Origin of the sequence: Candidatus Rhodoblastus alkanivorans (assembly GCF_022760755.1) — a bacterium.
Classification (GTDB): Bacteria; Pseudomonadota; Alphaproteobacteria; order Rhizobiales; family Beijerinckiaceae; genus Rhodoblastus; species Rhodoblastus alkanivorans.
Genome location: NZ_JAIVFP010000001.1, coordinates 898089 through 917959, shown reverse-complemented (window position 1 = coordinate 917959; position 19871 = coordinate 898089). Strand labels below are relative to the sequence as shown.

The 19871-nt window shown below is 66.4% G+C and carries 15 protein-coding genes; 3 read left to right on the top strand and 12 right to left on the bottom strand.

Features of this window, described 5'->3' with window-relative positions; genetic code table 11:
• Positions 1 to 62 precede the first annotated feature (62 nt).
• A complete protein-coding gene (locus tag K2U94_RS04300) occupies positions 63 to 644 on the bottom strand; it encodes a cytochrome b/b6 domain-containing protein (protein WP_243066026.1) in 582 nt (193 codons plus the stop codon).
• The gene (locus K2U94_RS04295; RefSeq protein ID WP_243066025.1) at positions 644 to 988 is read right to left on the bottom strand and encodes a PepSY domain-containing protein; all 345 of its coding nucleotides are present in this window, start codon (positions 986 to 988) and stop codon (positions 644 to 646) included. Before K2U94_RS04295 ends, K2U94_RS04300 begins: the two co-directional genes overlap by 1 nt.
• A gap of 134 nt (positions 989 to 1122) precedes the next feature.
• Here K2U94_RS04295 and K2U94_RS04290 point away from each other — a divergent pair, with 134 nt between their 5' ends.
• The 3 genes from K2U94_RS04290 to K2U94_RS04280 are packed head-to-tail and all read left to right on the top strand — an operon-like array spanning position 1123 to position 3478.
• On the top strand, positions 1123 to 1449 hold the full coding sequence (locus K2U94_RS04290; RefSeq protein ID WP_243066024.1) for a PepSY domain-containing protein: 327 nt from the start codon (positions 1123 to 1125) through the stop codon (positions 1447 to 1449).
• On the top strand, positions 1449 to 2111 hold the full coding sequence (locus K2U94_RS04285; protein ID WP_243066023.1) for a response regulator transcription factor: 663 nt from the start codon (positions 1449 to 1451) through the stop codon (positions 2109 to 2111). The genes K2U94_RS04290 and K2U94_RS04285 overlap by 1 nt, the downstream gene beginning before the upstream one ends.
• Positions 2108 to 3478 carry an ATP-binding protein gene (locus K2U94_RS04280; RefSeq protein WP_243066022.1) on the top strand — a complete coding sequence of 457 codons (1371 nt, stop codon included), beginning with the start codon at positions 2108 to 2110 and terminating at the stop codon, positions 3476 to 3478. The genes K2U94_RS04285 and K2U94_RS04280 overlap by 4 nt, the downstream gene beginning before the upstream one ends.
• 11 nt (positions 3479 to 3489) lie before the next feature.
• Here the strand turns inward: K2U94_RS04280 and K2U94_RS04275 are convergent, their stop codons facing one another.
• From K2U94_RS04275 to ahcY, 10 genes are all read right to left on the bottom strand, one after another.
• Positions 3490 to 4929 (bottom strand): 4Fe-4S binding protein, encoded by a 1440-nt coding sequence (locus K2U94_RS04275; protein WP_243066021.1) that lies wholly within the window; start codon positions 4927 to 4929, stop codon positions 3490 to 3492.
• Positions 4893 to 5726, bottom strand: a complete 834-nt coding sequence (locus tag K2U94_RS04270; protein ID WP_243066020.1) for an FTR1 family iron permease — start codon at positions 5724 to 5726, stop codon at positions 4893 to 4895. The genes K2U94_RS04275 and K2U94_RS04270 overlap by 37 nt, the downstream gene beginning before the upstream one ends.
• 24 nt (positions 5727 to 5750) lie before the next feature.
• Positions 5751 to 6086, bottom strand: coding sequence for a cupredoxin domain-containing protein (locus tag K2U94_RS04265; protein WP_243066019.1), 336 nt, complete (start codon positions 6084 to 6086; stop codon positions 5751 to 5753).
• A gap of 1 nt (position 6087) precedes the next feature.
• Positions 6088 to 6636 (bottom strand): iron transporter, encoded by a 549-nt coding sequence (locus K2U94_RS04260; RefSeq protein WP_243066018.1) that lies wholly within the window; start codon positions 6634 to 6636, stop codon positions 6088 to 6090.
• 76 nt (positions 6637 to 6712) lie between these two features.
• Positions 6713 to 10156, bottom strand: a complete 3444-nt coding sequence (addA, locus tag K2U94_RS04255; RefSeq protein ID WP_243066017.1) for a double-strand break repair helicase AddA — start codon at positions 10154 to 10156, stop codon at positions 6713 to 6715.
• Positions 10153 to 13239 carry a double-strand break repair protein AddB gene (gene addB, locus K2U94_RS04250; protein ID WP_243066016.1) on the bottom strand — a complete coding sequence of 1029 codons (3087 nt, stop codon included), beginning with the start codon at positions 13237 to 13239 and terminating at the stop codon, positions 10153 to 10155. Before addB ends, addA begins: the two co-directional genes overlap by 4 nt.
• A 196-nt stretch (positions 13240 to 13435) precedes the next feature.
• A complete protein-coding gene (locus K2U94_RS04245) occupies positions 13436 to 14158 on the bottom strand; it encodes a nucleotidyltransferase family protein (protein ID WP_243066015.1) in 723 nt (240 codons plus the stop codon).
• The gene (tsaE, locus tag K2U94_RS04240; protein WP_243066014.1) at positions 14155 to 15687 is read right to left on the bottom strand and encodes a tRNA (adenosine(37)-N6)-threonylcarbamoyltransferase complex ATPase subunit type 1 TsaE; all 1533 of its coding nucleotides are present in this window, start codon (positions 15685 to 15687) and stop codon (positions 14155 to 14157) included. Before tsaE ends, K2U94_RS04245 begins: the two co-directional genes overlap by 4 nt.
• Entirely contained in the window at positions 15684 to 18191 is a 2508-nt protein-coding gene (locus K2U94_RS04235; protein ID WP_243066013.1) for a sensor histidine kinase, read from the bottom strand. The genes tsaE and K2U94_RS04235 overlap by 4 nt, the downstream gene beginning before the upstream one ends.
• Before the next feature lie 200 nt (positions 18192 to 18391).
• Entirely contained in the window at positions 18392 to 19804 is a 1413-nt protein-coding gene (gene ahcY, locus K2U94_RS04230; RefSeq protein ID WP_243066012.1) for an adenosylhomocysteinase, read from the bottom strand.
• Positions 19805 to 19871: the final 67 nt, after the last annotated feature.

Here is a 19871-nt window from a genome sequence, read left to right as displayed (position 1 = left end):
GCAAAAACGCCTTCCTGGCCCTCGCCGCCGCGATATTTGTGGACGCGGCGGCGATCGCGAGGTCAACGAATGGTTTTCTCGTCCGGCGCGCGCTTCCGGCCGGTGACCATGGCGCGGACGAGGTTTTCGCCATGCTCGACGCTTGCGAGCGCGACGCCCGCAAGATGGAGCGCCACAAGGCCGACCATGGCGTAAGCGCCGGCCTCATGCGCCTCCTTCAACAGATGCGACCCCCAAAAAGCGTCTGTTGTCAACAACATGCCGGTCATGGTCAGATAGGTCAGCAGGCCGAACATGACGAGGATCATATATCCGCCGGCGGGATTGTGCCCGATATGGCGTGGAGCCTTGAGACGCAGACTCTGGCGCAGGAACGCCAGAACGTCGCCGAGCGGTCGCAGGAAATTGGCGAAACGCGCATGGCGCGGCCCGACGAAGCCCCAGATAATCCGCAGGATCACGAGCGACGCGATCGCATAGCCTGCCCATAGGTGGAGCCAGGCGATTTCGTCGCCGGTCACGAAGGCGATCGTGAACAGCGCGACGAGACTCCAATGGAACAGACGGACGAAAGGGTCCCACACCGCGACCGTGGCCGGCGGCGTCACGCCGCCGGCCTGCCCGGTCATCGCCGGAGCGGCCATCAATCGTCGTCCTTTTCCGCGGACTTGCCGGCCTCCTTGGCGACGCCCGAGGCATCGCCGCCCGCGACGATCACGCCCGTCGTCGGGTCGACGAAAAGCTCGCCCTTCTTGCCGGTCTTGTCGATCACGTAGAATTCGCCGCAAGCCTTTTTGATTTCGGCGTCACGGATCTGATAGCCTTGTTCGGTCACCTTGGCCTTCAATGCGTCGAGCGAGAGATAGGCCTGCGCCGGCTTGTCGGTGCAAGGGCGGCCGAGGCTTTCGGCCTGGGCGGCGCCGACGCCGCCAGCCAGGGCGGCAATGCTCGCGAGAACGGTCAATTTGCGCATCTGTGTCCCTTTCATGCGCCCGGTCCGATGTCGCCGGGCGATGGCGGGAGTTATGGGGGAGGCCGCATGACAGCCGGCTGATGATCGTCGTCAGCGACTTGTCAGCTTCGATCGGCGATGATCATGAATGGACTGAGGAGGGTTCTATCTTGTCGCGCGCGCACCCGGCGCTATTCGCTTTGGCGCTATTCGCTTTGCCGCTTTTTCCTGCCGCGCCTGTTCCGGCGGCGGCGGAAGCGGGTCGTCCCGACCAGGACGACGCGCGCGCCGCCGTCGAAAAAGGCGCCATCCTGCCGCTCGAAACCATTCTCGTCCGGCTCAAGGGACGCCTGCCCGGCGAGATCGTCAAAGTGAAGCTCGAACACGAGCGTGGCGTCTGGGTTTACGAATTCCGCGTCATCGATGGCCAGGGCAGTTTGCGCGAGATCGAGGTCGACGCGGCCACGGGCGAAGTCACGAATGAGGGAGACCATTGATGCGCATCCTGCTCGTCGAGGATGACGACCGGATCGCCGGAGACGTCGCCCACGCCCTCACGGCGTCCGGCTATGTCGTGCAGCGCGCCAAGGACGGAGAGGACGCCTGGTTCCTCGGCGATACCGAGGATTATGTCGCCGTCGTGCTCGACCTCGGCTTGCCGCGCATGGACGGTTTGGCGGTGCTGAAACGCTGGCGCGAGAATGGCCGGACGACGCCCGTTCTGGTGCTGACGGCGCGCGGCTCATGGAGCGAAAAGGTCGAGGGCATCGACGCCGGGGCGGACGATTATCTCGCCAAGCCGTTCCGCATGGAGGAACTGCTGGCGCGCCTGCGCTCGATCATCCGGCGATCCGCCGGCCATGCGTCCTCGATCGCTTCGGTCGGCGAACTCATCCTCGATGAGCGCGCGATGAAATTGAGCCTCGGCGGCGCGCCGGTCGATCTGTCGCCGCTCGAATACCGGCTGGTGGCTTATCTCATGCTGCGCCGGGGGCGCGTCGTGCCCCAGCAGGAGCTGCTCGAAAACGTCTACGGACAGGACGAACAATCCTCCAACGCCATAGAGGTCCTGGTCGGCCGGGTCCGCCGCAAGATAGGCGGCAAATGGATCGAGACCCGGCGGGGCTTTGGTTATCTGATGCCGGAAAATCCAGGGTGACGCGGCGCTCGCTCCGACTTCGCCTCGCACTCGCCGGGGCCTTGGCGATCTGCCTGGCGCTCGCGACCGCGGGCGCGGGCCTGACGTTTCTGTTCGAGCGCCATGTCTATCGCACTTTGTCCGACGACCTCGAAACCGATCTCCGCCAGCTCATCGGCGGACTCGAAATCGACGCCGCCGGCAAGCTCGTCATGGCGCGCGCGCCTCAGAATCCGCGTTTCGACGAGCCCCTCTCAGGGCTCTATTGGCAGGTCAGCTCGGAAGGCGCGCTGCTGCGCTCGCGCTCGCTCTGGGACACGACTCTTACGCCCCCGCAAGACCGGCTGAGCGAAGGCCTGACCCATTATCACCAGGTTCAGGGGCCGGGCGGCAAGCTTCTGCTGCTCGTCGAGCGACGCATCCTGGTTCCGACGCCGCGAGGCCGGCTCGCCGCCCGCGTCATCGTCGCCAGCGACCTCACGCGCCTGCGCCAGGCCCGCGACGCTTTCGTCGCCGATCTGGTCCTGAGCCTGGCCGCGCTCGCCCTCTTTCTCGGCCTCGCGACATGGCTTCAGCTCAGCCTGGGCCTGCGTCCGCTGCGGCGCCTGCGACAGCAAATCGCCGAAACCGTCGCCGGCCAACGCCACCGTCTTGCCGAGGACGCCCCGGACGAGGTGATGCCGCTGGTTCGCGAGGTCAATCAATTGCTGTCCGCTCAGGAACGCGCCTTGGAGCACGCGCGCAGCCGCGCGGCCGATCTCGCCCACGGCCTCAAGACGCCGCTGGCGGGTCTGGCCGGCGAGGCGCGAACCTTGCGACGCAAAGGCGACGCGGAAATCGCCGACGCCCTGGACTCGATCGGCGAGACGATGCGGCGCCATATCGAGCGCGAACTGGCGCGCGCGCGCATCGGCGCCGCCGCAACGCGGAGCGGGCGCTGCGCGACGCCGTTGAAAGAGGTTGTGGACGCCTTGATCCGAACCTTGGGCCGCACCGAAAAAGGGGAAAAGATCGCCTATGTAAACGCGATCGGGCCCAGCGTATCGGCGCCATTCGAGCGTCTGGACCTCACCGAACTCCTGGGCAATCTGCTCGACAACGCGACCCGGCACGCGGCGTCGCAAGTCCGCGTGTCCTGGAGCAGCGAAGTTTCGGGCCCCTCGATAAGGATCGAAGACGACGGGCCAGGCCTCGATCCCGCGCTTGAGAAAATCGCGCGCCGGCGCGGCGGAAGACTTGACCAGGGCGGCGGCGCCGGTCTCGGTCTCGCGATCGCGACGGACATTCTCGACGCCTATGGCTGGCGCATGGACTTTTCGCGTTCCACTTTGGGCGGGCTCGCCGTTCGGCTTTCGCAGGCGGGTCCCGACCCAAATAACGAGGCGTGATCGCAGCGGCGCTAGACGAGTTTCCAGAACAGCGACGCCCAGACGAGGCAGCCCAGAGAGGTCGCGCCGGCAAAGGCGAAGGTCGCGGCAAGCTGGCGCGCGAGCGCTGTCGTCTTGGTCCGCGCGATGCTCCAGGCGAGCCACAGCGACCAAACGCCCGCGCCGATCAGCAGCATGGCGCGCAGGGCGTCGAGGAAGGGCGGAACGATTCCCTCAGCCTTGAGCATGGTCACGGTGAGCGAGGACAGTCCGAGGAAGACGCCGCAGCCGGCGACGGGGATCAGGCCTTGCGCGAAATGATGGAAGGTCTTGGACGACCACGGGCCGCAGGCCCGCGCCGCCAAAGCGAGGAAAAAGCTCAACGCAAATCCCATCGCCAAGGTGATGGCGCCGATATAGATGAACAGCGTCACGCCATCGAGCGGGGTCATCGTGTCGTTGATCTGGGGATAATTGGTCAGCACATACCAGGGCAGGACCGGCTCCATCGGCCAGATCAGATTGTGACTGGCGAGCCGGTCGGCGAGAAATTGCTTTATCGAGACATAGAGATCGGAATTGGTCCAATGGAAAGCGGCCGCGGCGACGCCGAGCAGGCCGAACAGGATCAGCGCGCTCTGCCAGGGATTGGTCATGTCCCCGGCGACATGGACGATCTCGTGGTTGGGCGAGCGCCGCGCGAGGGTCACCGCGCCGCGATAGTCGCTGCAGCGCCCGCACATATGGCAGGTTCCGGCGCCGCGCATGGCGCGCACCGGAACCAAAGGCGCGCAATTCAGCGCCGCGGAATGGTCGCCGCGCTGTTTCGGCCAATGGGCCCAAGCCTCGCGATCGACCCGGAAATGCACCGGCGCCAATTTGGCGAGCAGGTTGAAGACGCCGTTGACCGGGCACAGGAAACGGCACCACACGCGCTTGCTGCGGCCCCAGAAATAGCCGACGCCGATCGCGGCGAATGTCGAGCCGCCGAGCACCAGCAGCGCGGGGCCGGGATATTGATAGACGCTGGTCATCTGGCCATAGACCGTCGTCAGCACGAAAGCGACGAAGGGCCATCCCTTCCATTGCAGCCAATGCGGGATGGCGCCGCCGCGCCCATGTTCGGCCGCGCGCTCGGTCAGCGCCCCTTCCGGGCACAAGAGCCCGCACCACAGCCGCCCGACCAGCACCATCGAGATGAGGACGAAGGGCCACCAGACGCCCCAGAACGCGAATTGCGCGAATAAGGTGGCGTTGTTCCAGATATGGGCGGCGCCCTGGGGCAGCGGCAGCACGGCGGGGACGACCAGCAGCACGGCATAGACGCCAACCACCGCCCATTGCAGGCGGCGGATGAGTTTTTGATGATCGCGCAGCCAGATCCCGAGCCGGGCCAAAGCGGCGTCGATCCGGGAAGGTTGTTGGAGCGCGGCGCTCACTGCGACGCGGTCCGAGGTCGATACAACAACCATGCTATGGCGATCCAATAGCTAAGGAACACAAGGAGTTCGGTGAGATCCGGCCGCGCCCGCCAGCCGGTGAGCGAGGAGAACAGGCCGCCGAAGCCGCCGCCGTCCGAAAGCCAGGCGGAGGCGTCCCACAAATGGCCGGAGAGGCGCGGCAGCAAGCCAAGGGAGGTGAGATTGTCGGCGGAATTCAGCAGCAGCGAACCGGCAAGCAGGAGCAGCATGACCTCGGTGATCCGAAAGAACAGCCGCCATGACAGGATGCGGCTGCCCCATTGCAAAGCGGCATAGGTCAGGACCGCGAGCGCGAAGCCGCCCAGGACGGCGACGCCCGCCGAGATCAGCGCCGTCCCGCGCGCGGCGGAAAGCGTGCCGGCGAGGAAGACCACGGTTTCGGCGCCCTCGCGCGCCACGGCGATGGCCGCAAGGGTGAAGACGCCCCACCAGTTGGAATTGTCGGCGGCCTTCTGGAGCGCGGTTTCGAGGTCGCGCTTGAGGGTGCGGCCGTGCCGCCGCATCCAGAACACCATCTGCACGATCAGGACGCAGGCCAGCAGCATCAGCCCGGTCTGGAACATCTGTTGCTTGTCGTCGTCGAGTTCGTCGCCGAACAGCATGATCGTCGCGCCGAGCGCCGCCGCGCCGAGCAGGCCGGCGCCGACGCCCGCCCACAAAAAAAGGCGGCCGCGCGTGCGCCCTTCCTCGCCTTGATGTCCGAGCCAGGCCTGTAGAATGCCGATGACCAGCAAGGCTTCGATGCTCTCGCGCCAGACGATGAAGACGATATTGCCGTACTGACCCACTTCAGACTCCTCCCCGGCCAAAGCTCATTTCGCGACCAGCACGGCGGGCGGCGTTTCCGGATGGAAATCGTCGAAAAAATCATATTCGCCGGGGTCGAGATTGCGAATGACCATCGTGGTGGTCGCGCCGGGCGCCAGCACCTTTTCCTTGTGCAATTGCTTGCTCTCGAATTCCGCCGGCCCCTTGCCCTTGTTGACCAACTCGATCTCGAAGGTCTTGTTGGCCGGCACTTCGAGCCGGCGCGGCTCGAACTTGCCGTCGGCGAATTCGATGCGGAAGGTCGGCGCATCGTCGGCGCGCGCGGCGCCGGCGGGCGCGCCGAGAAGAACGATCAGGCAAAGCAGAGCGCCGGATTTCATGTCAATAGGCGCCTTTCTTACCCGTTCCGGCATAAGTGAATTCGAATGTGGCGTCGAAGGGCTTGAACCAGGGCCCGACCCCGGTTTCCTTGTCGACATGGCGGCCGAAATGAACGCGGGGATTGTCGCTCGGCGGCTCGATATGGAGGACGAGCTTGTAGCGGCCTGGCCCCATCAGCTTGACATTGTCGCCATAATGCGGGCCGTCGGACGCCGTCATCGGCATGAGGTCGCCGGCGCGTTTCTCGGCCGCGCCTTCCTTGGTCAGCTGGTATTTGACGACGAGATAGGGCATCCAGTCGCCCGTCGCAAAACCATTGGGATTGTTTTTGGTCGCATGGATATCGGCTTCGAGATGGATGTCGGACTCCTTGACCGGGAGCATCATCCCCGGCGGATCCATCTCGATCGGCTGAAGATAGACCGCGCCGACCTCCATGCCGCCGATGATTTGCGGCGCGCCAACCGGTGTTTCCTTGGCCAAGGCAAGGGTTTCCGCGCCGAGAAGGACGGCGGCGGCGAGCAGGGCGCGGGACGGCAGTTTCTTCATGTTTCGACCTCCAATGCCGCCGAGTTTCTTTATCGGCCGCCATCGCGCAATCAAATCCCGCTTGTTTAGAAAATTTCTAATTCGATTTGCCGGGGAGGCGCAGGGCGGCCTCCAGGGCCGCGTCGAGTTCGGCGGCGGGAATTTCCTCCACCACGGGCCCGCCGGCATGAATCAGGACGCAGCGCACTCGTTTCCCCGGATAGAGCCGCGCCGCGCCGGCGCGATAAAGCGCAAGCTGGGCGACATGAGCCGGACGGCGCTCCGGGCTTGGCGCGCCGGTCTTGTAGTCGGCGAGCCACACGCCGTCTTCCGTTTCCGCCATGCGGTCGATGGCGCCGACGATTTCGACAAAGCCGCCGCCGGGCTTTTCGAGGCGCGCGGCGATGCGCGCTTCGGCGATCGACCTTGCCCCGAACAGGGGCTCAAGCCGCGGATCGTCCAGCACGGCGATCGCCGCCGCGACAAGTTTTTCCACGCGCCCGGCGCCAGGCCCCTGCGCCGCAAGGTCGCGCAGCGCGGCCGCGCGGCGGGCGTCCCGGGGCAGGTCAGGGAGGAATTGCAGCAGGCGATGGACGAGACGCCCTTCTTCCAGGGCCTGCGCGCGCTGCGGCGAGGGTGCGGCCTCCGCCGCGCGCTGGTCGGCGCCCTCGAACGCGCTCGAAGGCCGCAGCGGCGGCGGCGCGGCAAGTTCGGCGGCGGCGGGCGCGAACAGCCAGGCCGGCGGCGGGGCGGCGCGCGTTTCCTCCCGAGCCGGCGCGGCGGCGGGCGCTTCCAGGACCGTTTCCGGCGGCCCGAAACGCATAACCTTCTCGTCCCCACCCCAGGGCGCGGGAGCCTCGACGGCGCCTTCCCCCAGAGCGTTCTCGATCATCGCCCGCCAGCTTTCCGGCGCAATCGCGCGGGCGCCGCGATGGCCCGCGACATAGAGGCGCTCCTCGGCCCGGGTCATCGCGACATAGAGCAGCCGGCGATATTCCTCGCCCGCAAGTTCCTGCCGTTTTTGGCGCGCATCCGCCACCGCGGCGCAATCGAAATCCTTTTTCGGCGACCAGGCGAGCTGATCGCCTTTCGCGGTCGCCAGAGGGAAAAGCGCGCCGTCCTGATTGGCGGCGGGCGCGCCGCAGACGTCCGGCAAAAAGACGATTTTCGCTTCCAGTCCCTTGGCGGCGTGGACCGTCATCACCCGCACGAAGGAAGAAGTGAGGTCCATGTCGCGCTTGATCGAAACGTCGAGGCCCGCGACCTCGCCGAGAAAAGCGGCGAGCGAAGGCGCGCGGGCGCGCTCGTGGGCAAAAGCCAGATTGAGGAATTCGTCGAGCGCGTCGCCCGCCTCCGGGCCGAGCCGCGACAGAAAGGCGCGACGGGCGCCGAGCGGGCCGAGGAGACGCGCGAAAAAGGCGAAGGGCGGCAGGGCGCGGCCGAGGCGGCGCAACAGATCGAGTCGGGCGCAGGCCTCCTGAAATCGCTTTTCGCCGGACGCGCGCAAAGCCTCTTGCAGCGCGCCGCGCCGCAAAGGCGCGACACAAAGCAGATCCTCGTCATCGAAACCGAAGACCGGTGTCTTGAGCGCTGTGGCGAGGGTCAGATCGTCCTCCGGCAGCAGCGCCGCGCGGCCAATGGCGACGAGGTCCATCACGGCGATATGTTGGGCGAGCTGGAGCCGGTCGGCGCCCGCCGCCGGCACGCCTTTTTCGCGCAGGGCGCGGATCATGGCGTCGAAAAAGGCGTCGCGGCGGCGCACCAGGATCATGATATCGCCGGGCCTGAGCGCGCGGCGCGCGCCGTCTTCGTGAACGGTCTCGCCGGAACCGGGCTGGAGCCAGAGCCGGATCGTCTCGGCGATGCGCCGCGCGTCGGCGACGGGCGGATCGGCCTCGTCGCGAAAATCGAGCGGCAGGCGCCAGTCGCGGCTTTCCTCCTTTTCGCCGGGCTCGATCACATTCCAGATTTCGATCCGCGCCGGCAGGTCGCGCTTGAGCGCCTCATGCACGGTGCGGACATGGTCTTCCTGCGCCGACAGGCCACGAAAATGCTCCGGCTTCTCGAACACCTTGTCCACGGCTTCGAGCACGCCGGGCGCCGAGCGGAAGGAGAGCGTCAATTCAACCGGCTCGAAAGGCATTTGCGCGGCCTTCGCGCGTTTCTGAAACTCCGCCTTCTTCGTCGCGAACAGTTTCGGCTCGGCGCCTTGAAAGGAAAAGATCGACTGCTTCTCGTCGCCCACCGCGAAAAAGCTGCGCAGGCGGCGCGCCTGACCCGCGCCGGCGAAAAAATCCCCCGACAGCAGATCGAGAATGTCCCATTGCGCGGCGCTGGTGTCCTGCGCTTCATCGACCAGAATATGGTCGATCCCGGCGTCAAGTTTTTGCAATATCCAGCGCGCCGAGGAGCGCTTCAGCATCTCGCCCGTACGGGCGATGAGATCCTCGAAATCGAGAATCTGCCGCTCGGCCTTGATCGATTCATAGCGGTCGAGAATGGCGTTGACGACGACGATCAAGGCAAGGCTGCGCTCGGCGGTTTCCGCCGCCTTGATTTTTCCACGCAGCATGTTCAGCCGGTCTTGCTCGCGTGTGAGTTCGTCGAGGAGATCGGGCCGCGCTTTGGCCAGATCGGCGGTCAGCAATTTTTTCGCCGGCTCGCCCTTGAGGGTGAAGAAGACGGTGAACAAGGCCTCCCGCGCCGCATCGAACGCGCCGGCCTTCCATGCGCGATGCGCCTGCTCGAAGGCCTCGGCGTTCGCCGCATCCGTCTTCTTGCCGCCACGCAGGAAAGCCGCGAAATCGAGCCAGCGTCGCGGTCCGACGCCCTGTTCCAGCATCGCGCCGCGCAAGGCTTCCGGCGTCTCTCCGGGCGCGACGCCGAGCGCAGCGCTCAAAGCCCCGGGCGCGGCGGCGCGGAACGCGGCGCGGCGCGAAAGGGCCTCATTGAGCAGCTTGTCGAAGACGAGGCCTGCGTCCTGCGCGACGCGCGCCAGCGCCGCGCCGAGCCTTTGGTCATGTTCGGCCTGGCGCAGCGTTTCGCGGCGGGCGCGCGCGATCAATTGCTGCTGCTCGACATCCTCGACCACGGCAAAGCCGGCCGCGACATTGGCCTCGAAGGGCGCGGCATGGAGGACGCGCTCGCAGAAGGCGTGGATGGTCTGGATTTTCAACCCGCCCGGCGTCTCGACGGCGCGGGCGAAAAGTTTGCGCGCGAAATCGAGTTCGTTTCGCTCGCGCGGGCGCCCGGCGCCGGTCGAGCCAATCGCCTCGCGCAGAGCCTCGTCGTCGAGCGCCGTCCATTTCGCGAGCGTCTGGAACACGCGCGCGGCCATATTGGCGGCGGCCGCCTTGGTGAAAGTCAGGCACAGGATGCGCCCCGGCGCGACGCCCGCGAGCAGCAGGCGGATGACCCTTTGCGCCAGCACATGGGTCTTGCCGGAACCGGCATTGGCGGAGACCCAGGCGGAATTCTTAGGGTCCGACGCCAGAGCCTGCCGCGCCCGGGTCGCCTCGGGAATTTTCCGCGCGCCGCTCATGAATCGTCCCCGCCTTCACCGCCCGCTGCCGACCATTCGCGGGTCCGCGCGAGATGGTCGTAATCATTATAGCGCAGGGCGAATTGCGGAAACGGCCGCGCCGGATAGCCCTTTTTCGGATCGCGGAAATCGTTCAGCAATTCGATGAGCGCTTCATAATGTTCGGCGATGAGGTCGCCCAACGGCTCACCCTTGCCATTGGCGACCCGACGCGCCTTGTCCTTGCCGCCGCCAAGCGGAACATAAAAGGCGTCGGCTGCCTCGCGCATGCTCACGCCGTGAAAGGCGCCTTGCGACAGCATGGCCGCCTCCAGGGTGAGTTGCGGCGACCAGCCCGCGCCGACTTCCTTGTTCGAGGGCGCACGCCCGCTTTTGTAGTCGACGACCGCCGCCGTTCCGTCCTTGAGCAGTTCGATGCGGTCAGCCTTGGCGGTGAGGGTGAATTCCGAACCGTCGCCGAGCGGAATTTGCAGGCGTCCGCCAAGCTCGACCTCGACGCGCTCGATGAGAGGACGCCGCTCCGCCTCAAAGCTGAGAAAAACATCGAGCCCCTGCAGCAGGCGCGGCCAGCGGAACGCCAAAAATTCCGGGTCGGCACCGAAGGCTGCGAGCCGGTCCCGCGCCAGCCCGATCAACTCGTCGCGCGCATGTTCCGGCAAAGGTCCGGCGGGGTGGCGCCGGCAGAACTCCTCCAGCGCCTCATGCAGGGCCGTACCGATTTCCCGCGCGCCATACTCCTGATCGAGCTCTGGCAGGGCTAGAAGTCTTAAGATGAACTCCGCATAGATGGCATAGGGATCGCGCCGCAAGGTTTCGATTCGCGTCACCGACAATTTTTTCGGGCGCAGAGCGAGGTCCGGTACGGGCGCGGGCCGCCGTAAAGGCGGCGCGAGCGGCGCAGCGTCGAGTTGGCGCGCCAGTTCGAGCCAGCGGGCGCCGCGCGCGCGCAGCTCCTCGAAGATCGGGGCGCCGGCGAGCGCCTCCATGCGCTGAAGAAAGCGCGAGGGCGTGGCCGGCGCGCCGCCGCGCTTTTTCGCCCGGCTCAACACCACTTCCGGCGCTCCGAATCCCTGCACGAAATCATGGGCGGTCTGACCGATCCGCCGCTCCGGCGACGACAGGCCGAGTTGCGCGCGCATCGCCCGATTGAGGAAACAGTCGGTCTCGCCGCGCGGCGGCCAGATCGTCTCGTCCAATCCCGCCATGACAAGTCGATCGACCCCGATGAGGCGCGCCTCCAGCAGGCCAAGAATCTTGAGGCGCGGATGGGCGCGGGCCGCGCCGCGTAAAACCTGCTCGCCGATCAGGGCGTCAAAAAAGGCCGCATAGCTCTCGGCGTGAAAGGTGAATGTGGCGTTGGCCGAAGTTTCCAGTTCGGCAAAAAGCCTTTCGAGCGCCGCGCCGTCGTCGCCCGCGGGCAGCACGCTTTCATCGCCGGCGACGATCAGGCCCAAAGCCTTGCGATGGGCCGCGAGCCAGGGTTTTAGATCGGTTTCGCCGGCTTGCGCGAGCGCGCGCAGGGGCGCGAAAGCGGCGTCGAGTTTTTCCGCGAAATTTTCGAGCGCTTCCCAGTCGGCGTCCGAAATTTCCCTCTGGCGCGGATGGGCGTGTTCGCCCCCGGCCGCCGCGCGCGCGGGCGCGATGTGGTCGCGCCAGAAATCGCCGGCTGCATCGCAGCGCAACACGCCAATCTCGAACAGGCGCGCCAGCCGCTCGGCCTCTGCGCCGAGGCCGAGCGAGAAAGCGGGATGGGAAACCAGCGCCGCCCAATCGGCGCCCGCGCCTTTGAGCGCCAGCAGGATCAGCCGCGATAGCGCGCCGGCGGGCGAAGCGGCGAGCGGAGCGCCGCCCGAATCGTCGATCTCGACATTCCAGCGCAAGAGTTCGGCGCGCACCCGTTCCGCCAAGCCGCGATCCGGCGTCGCCAGAGCCGCGGTGAGGCCGTCATGTTCGAGCGCCTCGCGCAAAATGACCGCGATGGCCAGAGCCTCCTCGCGCTCGTCCGCCGCCTCGACGAGCGTCACGCCGGCCAGCGCCGCCTCCAGCGCGCCCGGCTCTTGCGCGGCGCGCCAGCGCGGCCACAGATCGGTGCTGTCGGCGGGCCGAAAAGCTTCGGAGCAAAAGGCGTCGCGCGCGGCCTGCGCGCCTTGCGCTTCGCCGAGCGTGACGATTTCGGCGCGCGTCACGCCGATGGTTTCGATCAGCCGGGCGAGAAAGGCCTGGGGATGGGTGGCGCAGGGCTCGTCGCCGTTGCGGATGGCGGCGAAGGATTCTTCGTCAAGGCGCAGATCGAGCCCCGGCAGGACGACCGCGCCCCGGGGCGCATAAGCGATCGCCTTCAAGAGACGCGCGGTGACGATATTGGACCCAGTCGAACCGACGGCGATCACAGGATCGCTTTCATGCGCCGCCTTTTCGATCGCGCGCGCGATCAAGGCCTGCTGGCGCGCCGCCTTGTCGACGAAGCCGCGCTCCTGCTGGACGGCGGGCCAGGCCCTCATCGCAATGTCGAGAAAGTTGAGCGTGATCCGCCAATATTCGTCGAATTCGCCGTTGATATTTTTCAGGCGCGCCCAGTCGATATTTTCGATGATCATTTCGTCGATCAGGGCGGCGAGATCGCCCGAGAGGCGCCAGGCGTCGGCGGGATGGGCGGCCACCAGCAGGCTTTCCGGCGCATGGCGGATGGCGCCGTCGGCGTCGATCGAGACGATCGCCTGGCTCAAGTTGCGCGCCCAGGCGAGAATGAGATCGCCCAGAATCATCCGCCGCTCGATGTCGCCTGCCGCGCGGGGCAAAGCCGGATCGAGCGGATTGTCGAAAGCCGTCTCGTCGCGCTCGCCGTCGAGCGCGCCGAGCGGCAGGATGCGCGGCAGGAGAATGGCGGGATTGTCGCTTTGGCGGGCCAGCTCGGCGGCGAGCGCGCGGCCGGCGCGGCGCGTCGGCACATAGATCGTCGTCTTCGCAAGAGCCAGCGGCCCGGATTCGCGCGACAGGCCGGGAACGACCCGGCCGTCGAGCAACGCGCTTGCGAAGGTTTCGAGGAACGGCGCGCCGGGAGGAATGGTGAAGACGCACGGCATGGCTGTTCGACCCTGGTTCTAGTGCACATTTTCGAAAAGCTGCAGACTTTTTGACAAAAATACGCGTTAAAACAATGAAGTATAGCATTCTTCCGATTCCGAACGACCGGAAACTGCTTGTCTTATGACTTTTGGCGCCGCAAAGGCGAAAAAACCTGCGCGATCTCAGGCATCGGGCGCTCCTTGCGGCTCGGGGTCAGGCGACCGCCGCCCGATAAATCCGTTCCGCCTTTTCGACGGTCTCGGGCGCGCCGACATGGAGCCAGCGGCCCTTGAGCGGCAGACCGAACAGGCGGCCCCGCTCCGCCGCCGCGAAGAAGAAGGGCGCGAGCCGGAACGGCTCCAGCGGGCAGCCCTCGAACAGCGACGATTTCACGATCCCGACGCCGCTATAGACGTAAGGCGCGCTTTCGCCCGGCGCGGGCCGCGACAGCCGCCCCTGCGCGTCGCGGAAGAAATCGCCGCGTCCCTCGACCCCGAGACTGGTCTTCCTATCGGCGAGCAGCAGGAGCACGTCCATTTTCGCGCCGTCCCAGGCGCGGGCGAGGCGCGCGACCTGCGGCTCCGGCTCGTCGATCCACAAAGCGTCGGTATTGCAGATGAAAAACGGTTTTCCGCCGAACGCCTTCAAAACCTTGACGATGCCGCCGCCCTGGTCGAGCAGCAGGTCGCGCTCGTCGGAAATGGCGATCCTGGGAATGCGTCGCCCCCGGAGATGATCCTCGATCTGGTCGGCGAGCCAATGGACATTGACGATGGCCTCTTCGACGCCGCCCTCTTCGAGCCGGTCGAGCACATGGTCGATCATCGCCTTGCCGCCGATGCGCACCAAGGGCTTCGGCAGCGACAAGGTGATCGGCCTCATCCGGGTTCCAAGGCCCGCCGCAAAGACCAAAGCCTTTTCCGGTCCCCCGCTCACGCGACCGCCTCCTCTGCGAACAGAAGCGGCAGATATTGGTCGAACCACGCCTTGAGATCGGCGAGCGCCGGGTGGCCGAGGTCCTTCTTGAGATAGTTTTTCACCCGCGGCATGTGGGCGAGATAGGCGGGCTTGCCGTCGCGCCTGTCGAGCCGGGCGAAAATGCCCAGGATCTTGCACGCGCGCTGCGCCCCCATGATCGCGTAAGATGTGGTGAAGGCGGCGACGTCGAAATTTTCCTCGGCGTTCTTGCGGATGAAGGCATAGGCGCCGAGCAGCTTCAGCTCCAGTTCGTCCGGCACGGTCACGCGGGCGTCCTGCAGCAGCGAGACGAGGTCATAGGCCGGCGGCCCGAGCACGGCGTCCTGAAAATCGAGCAGGCCGACACGCTGCGGGCCGCTGCGGTTCGCAAGCCAGAGCAGATTCGGCGAATGATAGTCGCGCAAGGTCCAGGTTGTCGGCGCCGCCACCGGGCCCGCAAGAAGCGCGCGCCAGGCGTTCTCGAATTGCGCCCGCGCGCCGGAGGCGAGCTGGACGCCGAGAATATGGGGCGCATACCATTCGAGCAGCAGTTCGACCTCGATGAGAAAGGCGTCGAGATCGTAATGCGGGAGGCGATAGGTCCCGCCGGAAAAGGCGATCTCCTCCGGCAGGCTCCGCCCATGCAGCTGGGCGAGAAGGCGGATGGCCTCGGAATAGCGCTCCGGGCGCGGCCCCCCCTCGCCGACCATGCCCTCGTCGCCGAGATATTCCAATACGGCGAGGCCGGCGGCGAAATCGGCGGCGAAAAGGCGCGGCGCGGAAAACCCCTGCGCGATCAGTGCCTCGTCCATGGCGATGAACGGCCGGATATTTTCGGCGAGATGAGCAATCGCGCTATAGGGCTTGCCGCCCTTGACCGGCGGGCCGTCGGTGCGCGGCGGCATGATCATCAGCACCGCCTTGTCGCCGTCCGGCTTGATCAGCATTTCATAGGCGCGGGTCGAGGCGTCGCCCTGCATGTGTTCGCGCTCGGCGTCGTCCCAGCCGCAGCGTTCGAGAAGGTTTTGCGCGCCGCGCAGGCGGATCAGGCGGCTCGCGGCGTCGCCATGGCCGACGATTTCGGCGCGGCGGTAATCCGGTCCGCGCTTCATATCCGCGTAGAGGGCGACGTCGAGCCGGTCCGCCGAGAGCGCGGAGCCGGCGCGCTCGGCCCATTCGACGATCACCAGCGCGCCCTCGGCCGCCTCGTCCCAGCCGAGTTCGGCGAGTTCGGAGGGGTCCTTCACCCGGTAAAGATCGGCGTGGACGATGGGAAAAGCCTCGGCGCCATAGACCTGCATCAGGGTGAAGGTCGGGCTCGGGACTTCAAGCTCGGAATCGCCCGCAAGGCCACGGATCAGGGCGCGGGCGAAAGTGGTCTTGCCGGCGCCCAGGTCGCCGCTCAAAGTGACCAGATCGCCGGCGCCGACCATGCCGGCCACCTCCTGCGCCAGCGCCCGCGTCGCCGCTTCGTCGGGCAGCTCAACCCGCCAGATCGGCTCGCTCATGCCCGCCCCTCCGCCTTTGCTTCGTCGTTCGGGCGGCATTCAATCTGGCCGCCCCGAGTAGGGAAAATGCAGGTCACGACCGTCCCTTCTCCCGGCGCGGAATCGATATGGACCTGGCCGCCATGCAGTTCGACAAAGGCGCGCACGATCGACAGGCCGAGGCCGACGCCGCGATGGCGGGAATTGACGGTATGGCTCTCGAATCGGCCGAACACCTTGTCGAGCAGTTCCGGCGGGATGCCGCGGCCGCGATCGGTGACCTTGAACACGATCTCGCCGTCGCGGCGCAATGCGGCGAGGGTGACGACCTGGCCCGGCTCGGAAAAGCCGATGGCGTTGGAGAGCAAATTGAACAGGACCTGGCGGATGCGCTGGCCGTCGGCGCGAAAGGAGCCGATGTCCGGCGCGGCGACGATCGACAATTCGACATGGGATTCCGCCAGCCGGTCCTGGAGGCCTTCCACGGCCTCGCGCATGGCGCGCTGGATATCGACGTCGCCGAGTTGCAGCTCCATGGCGTCGCGGTCGATGGTCGCGAGATCGAGAATATCGTTGATGATCGCGAGCAGCGCGGCGGAGGATTTCATGACATAGCCGGCATATTCACGCTGCTTCTCGTTGAGCGGGCCGACGCTGTTGTCGCCGAGGAGCTGGATGAAGCCGATGATATTGGTCAGCGGCGAGCGCAACTCGTAAGAGAAATGATGCACGAAATCATTGCGCAATTGCTCGGCTGCGAGCAGCGCCTGATTGCGCTCCTTCAGCGCCCGCTCGACATTCACGCCGTCGGTCACGTCGATGAAGGTGAGCAGCGTGCCGCCGTCGGGCAGCGGCGCGACGGCGCAATCGACGACGGCGCCGTCGCTGCGGCTCATGCGCCGCTCGAAACCCATGCGCACCGAATGGAGGCCGGCGACCGCCGTGCGCAGTTCGGACCAGACCCCATCGTCGGCCAGAAGCGGGCTGCAGGCGGCGGTGATCGTGTCGATATGGGGCCGCTCCGCGACCACGTTCGCCGGCAGGCGCCACAGGCGGATGAAGGCGGGATTGCAGAATTTCAGCCTGCCGTCGGCGCCGAACACCGCAACGCCCTCCTGCAGCGCGTCGAGCGTCTCGCTCTGCACCCGCGCCAGCGAATTATATTGCGACTCGAGCGCGAAGCGCTCGGTCACGTCGTCGAACAGATATGTGACCCCGCCTTGCGGATTGGGGTCGAAGGCGACGCGCAGGGTCCGGCCGTCGGGAAGGTGCCAGACCTGCGGCGCCGGCTCCAACGTCTGATAGACGCTGTGCAGCGCCGTCTTCCAGCCGCGATAATCGGCCTGTTCGGGCAGGCGGCGCGCGGCGCGCAGGCGGTCGAGAATTTCGGAATCCGACGGCCCCTGTTCGAGAAAGGCCTGGTCGAGCCCCCAGAGATGCCGATAGGCGGCGTTGGCGAAGACGAGCTTTTTCGAACGGTCGAAAATCGCCACCGCGGTGGCGATCTGGTCGAGCGTGCGGATATGGGATTCGACCTGGCGCGCATGGTCGGCGCGCAGGGCCTCGAGCTCGGCGAGATCGTCGGCCACGCCGCCGCCGCCGCCGGGCAGCGGCGCATCGAGCACGTCCACCAGCCGGCGAACCCCCTCGACCACGACATGCTCGCGCCGGCGCCAGACATTGCCGGCCTGGCGCGCGCGGGCCGCCGCCTCGCGCGCCGGACGGTCGAGCAGCTCCAGCCCGCGCGCCACCGCGTCCTGCGGGTTCTTGGCGTCCACCGCGCGGGCATAGGCCGCATTGACCCAGTCGAGCGCCTGGTCCGGGCCGCGCGTCCACACCGGATGATTGCTCAGGTCGAGCAGGCCGCGCAGCACCTCGAGCTGGGCGTTCTGCTCGGCCTGGACCTTGCGCAGCCGCATCAGTTCGAGCCGGTCGCCAGAGACGTCGCGCACCCGCATGACGACGCGGCTGCCGATCGCCCGGCCCTCGGCTTCAAGATGACGGCCGCTCTGGCTGACGAGGTCCTGCCTGAACCCCTGGCCGCGCTCGCGGAGAAGCGCGACATTGGCTTCGAGCGCCTGGGCCTGATCGGGCGGCAGCCAGGCGCCGAAGCCAAGCACTCGGCGCGGCACGGGCGCGTCGAGCACCAGGCTGACGTCGCCTTCGATCTCCGGCTCGCCATGCGCCCCGCCCCAGACCACGACGAATTGGGTCTCCGAGGCCAGAAAGGCGCGGGCGCGCTCGACCTTCTGGCGCAATTGCTCGATTTCGGCGGTGAGTTCGGTCTCGCGCCGCGACCAGCGCTGCCGGCCGGCGAGATGCAGCAGAGCGGTGATGGTGGCGAAAACGACGAGCCCCGCGCCGAGCGACAGGCCGATCGCGGCGTCGGCGCCGGCAAAGCCGGCGATCGCCTGTCCGCGCGCGCTCGCGCCGGCGAGGAGGAGGAGCGGCGCCGAAGCCAAGCCGGACGCGAGGCGCAGACGCGCGGCGCGACGCGAATCGGTCTTCCTTCCTCGTTGCGGCATGAACGGCCTTCCCTCGCCTTTTGGGGCCGCCGCCCCGCGCGAATCATCTCAATGTACCTTCTCGATTCATGGTTAAGAAAGGGGAACGAAATGAAAAACGCCTCCGGCGGCGCCGAAGGCGTTCGAGATTGGCATAGGCGCCACAGCGCGCGGGATTTCTTAAATTGGCACTCGCTTGAAAGCGAGGGCGCTAGCCGGCGTCAGTAGCGGTAATGATCGGGCTTGAACGGCCCCTCGACCGGCACCGACAGATAGTCCGACTGCTTCTGGTTCATGATCGTGAGCTTCACGCCGATCTTGTCGAGATGAAGCTTGGCGACCTTCTCGTCGAGATGTTTGGGCAAAGTATAGACCTTCTTGCCGTAATGGCCCTGGCGGGTCCACAGCTCGATCTGGGCCAAGGTCTGGTTGGTGAAGGAGGCCGACATCACGAAGGACGGATGGCCGGTGGCGTTGCCGAGATTCACCAGACGCCCTTCGGACAGCAGGATGATGCGCTTGCCGTCGGGGAATTCGATCTCGTCCACCTGCGGCTTCACATTACTCCATTTCAGGTTGCGCAGGGACGCGACCTGAATTTCGGAGTCGAAATGGCCGATATTGCAGACGATGGCGCGATCCTTCATGGCGCGCATGTGGTCGATGGTGATGACGTCCACATTGCCGGTCGAGGTGACGAAAATATCCGCGCGCGGCGCGGCGTCTTCCATCGTCGTCACTTCATAGCCTTCCATCGCCGCCTGCAGCGCGCAGATCGGGTCGATTTCCGACACCAGCACGCGGCAGCCGGCGTTGCGCAAGCTCGCCGCCGAGCCCTTGCCGACGTCGCCGAAGCCCGCGACCATCGCCACCTTGCCGGCCATCATCACGTCGGTGCCGCGGCGGATGCCGTCCACCAAAGATTCGCGGCAGCCGTAAAGATTATCGAACTTGGACTTGGTGACCGAATCGTTGACGTTGATCGCCGGCCACAGCAGCTTGCCTTCCTTCTCCATGATATAGAGACGGTGGACGCCGGTGGTGGTTTCCTCGGTCACGCCCCGGATCGCCATGGCGCAGCGGCCGTAAAAGCCGGGATTGCCCTTGAGACGCTTCTTGATCGCGGCGAACAGGACTTCCTCTTCCTCATTCGTCGCCTTGTCGAGAAAGGCGACGTCGCCCTGCTCGGCGCGCAGGCCCAGATGAATGAGAAGGGTGGCGTCGCCGCCGTCGTCAAGAATCATGTTCGGCGTGCCGCCGTCGCCCCATTCGAAGATGCGATGGGTGAATTCCCAATATTCCTCAAGGCTCTCGCCCTTGACCGCGAATACCGGGGTTCCGTGCGCGGCGATCGCGGCCGCCGCATGGTCCTGGGTCGAATAGATGTTGCAGGAGGCCCAGCGCACCTCGGCGCCGAGCGCCTGGAGGGTCTCGATGAGCACCGCGGTCTGGATGGTCATGTGCAGGGAGCCGGCGACGCGGGCGCCCTTGAGCGGCTGGGCGGAGCCATATTCGGCGCGGGTCGCCATCAGGCCGGGCATTTCGGTCTCGGCGATGGCGATTTCCTTGCGGCCCCAATCGGCGAGCCCGATGTCGGCGACGACATAATCATGGGTGAGATGGCTGACGTTCATGACTTCCCATCCTGTTGCGACGTGCGGCTTCTATATCAGCGCGAGGCGCACAAGGCAATAAACATAT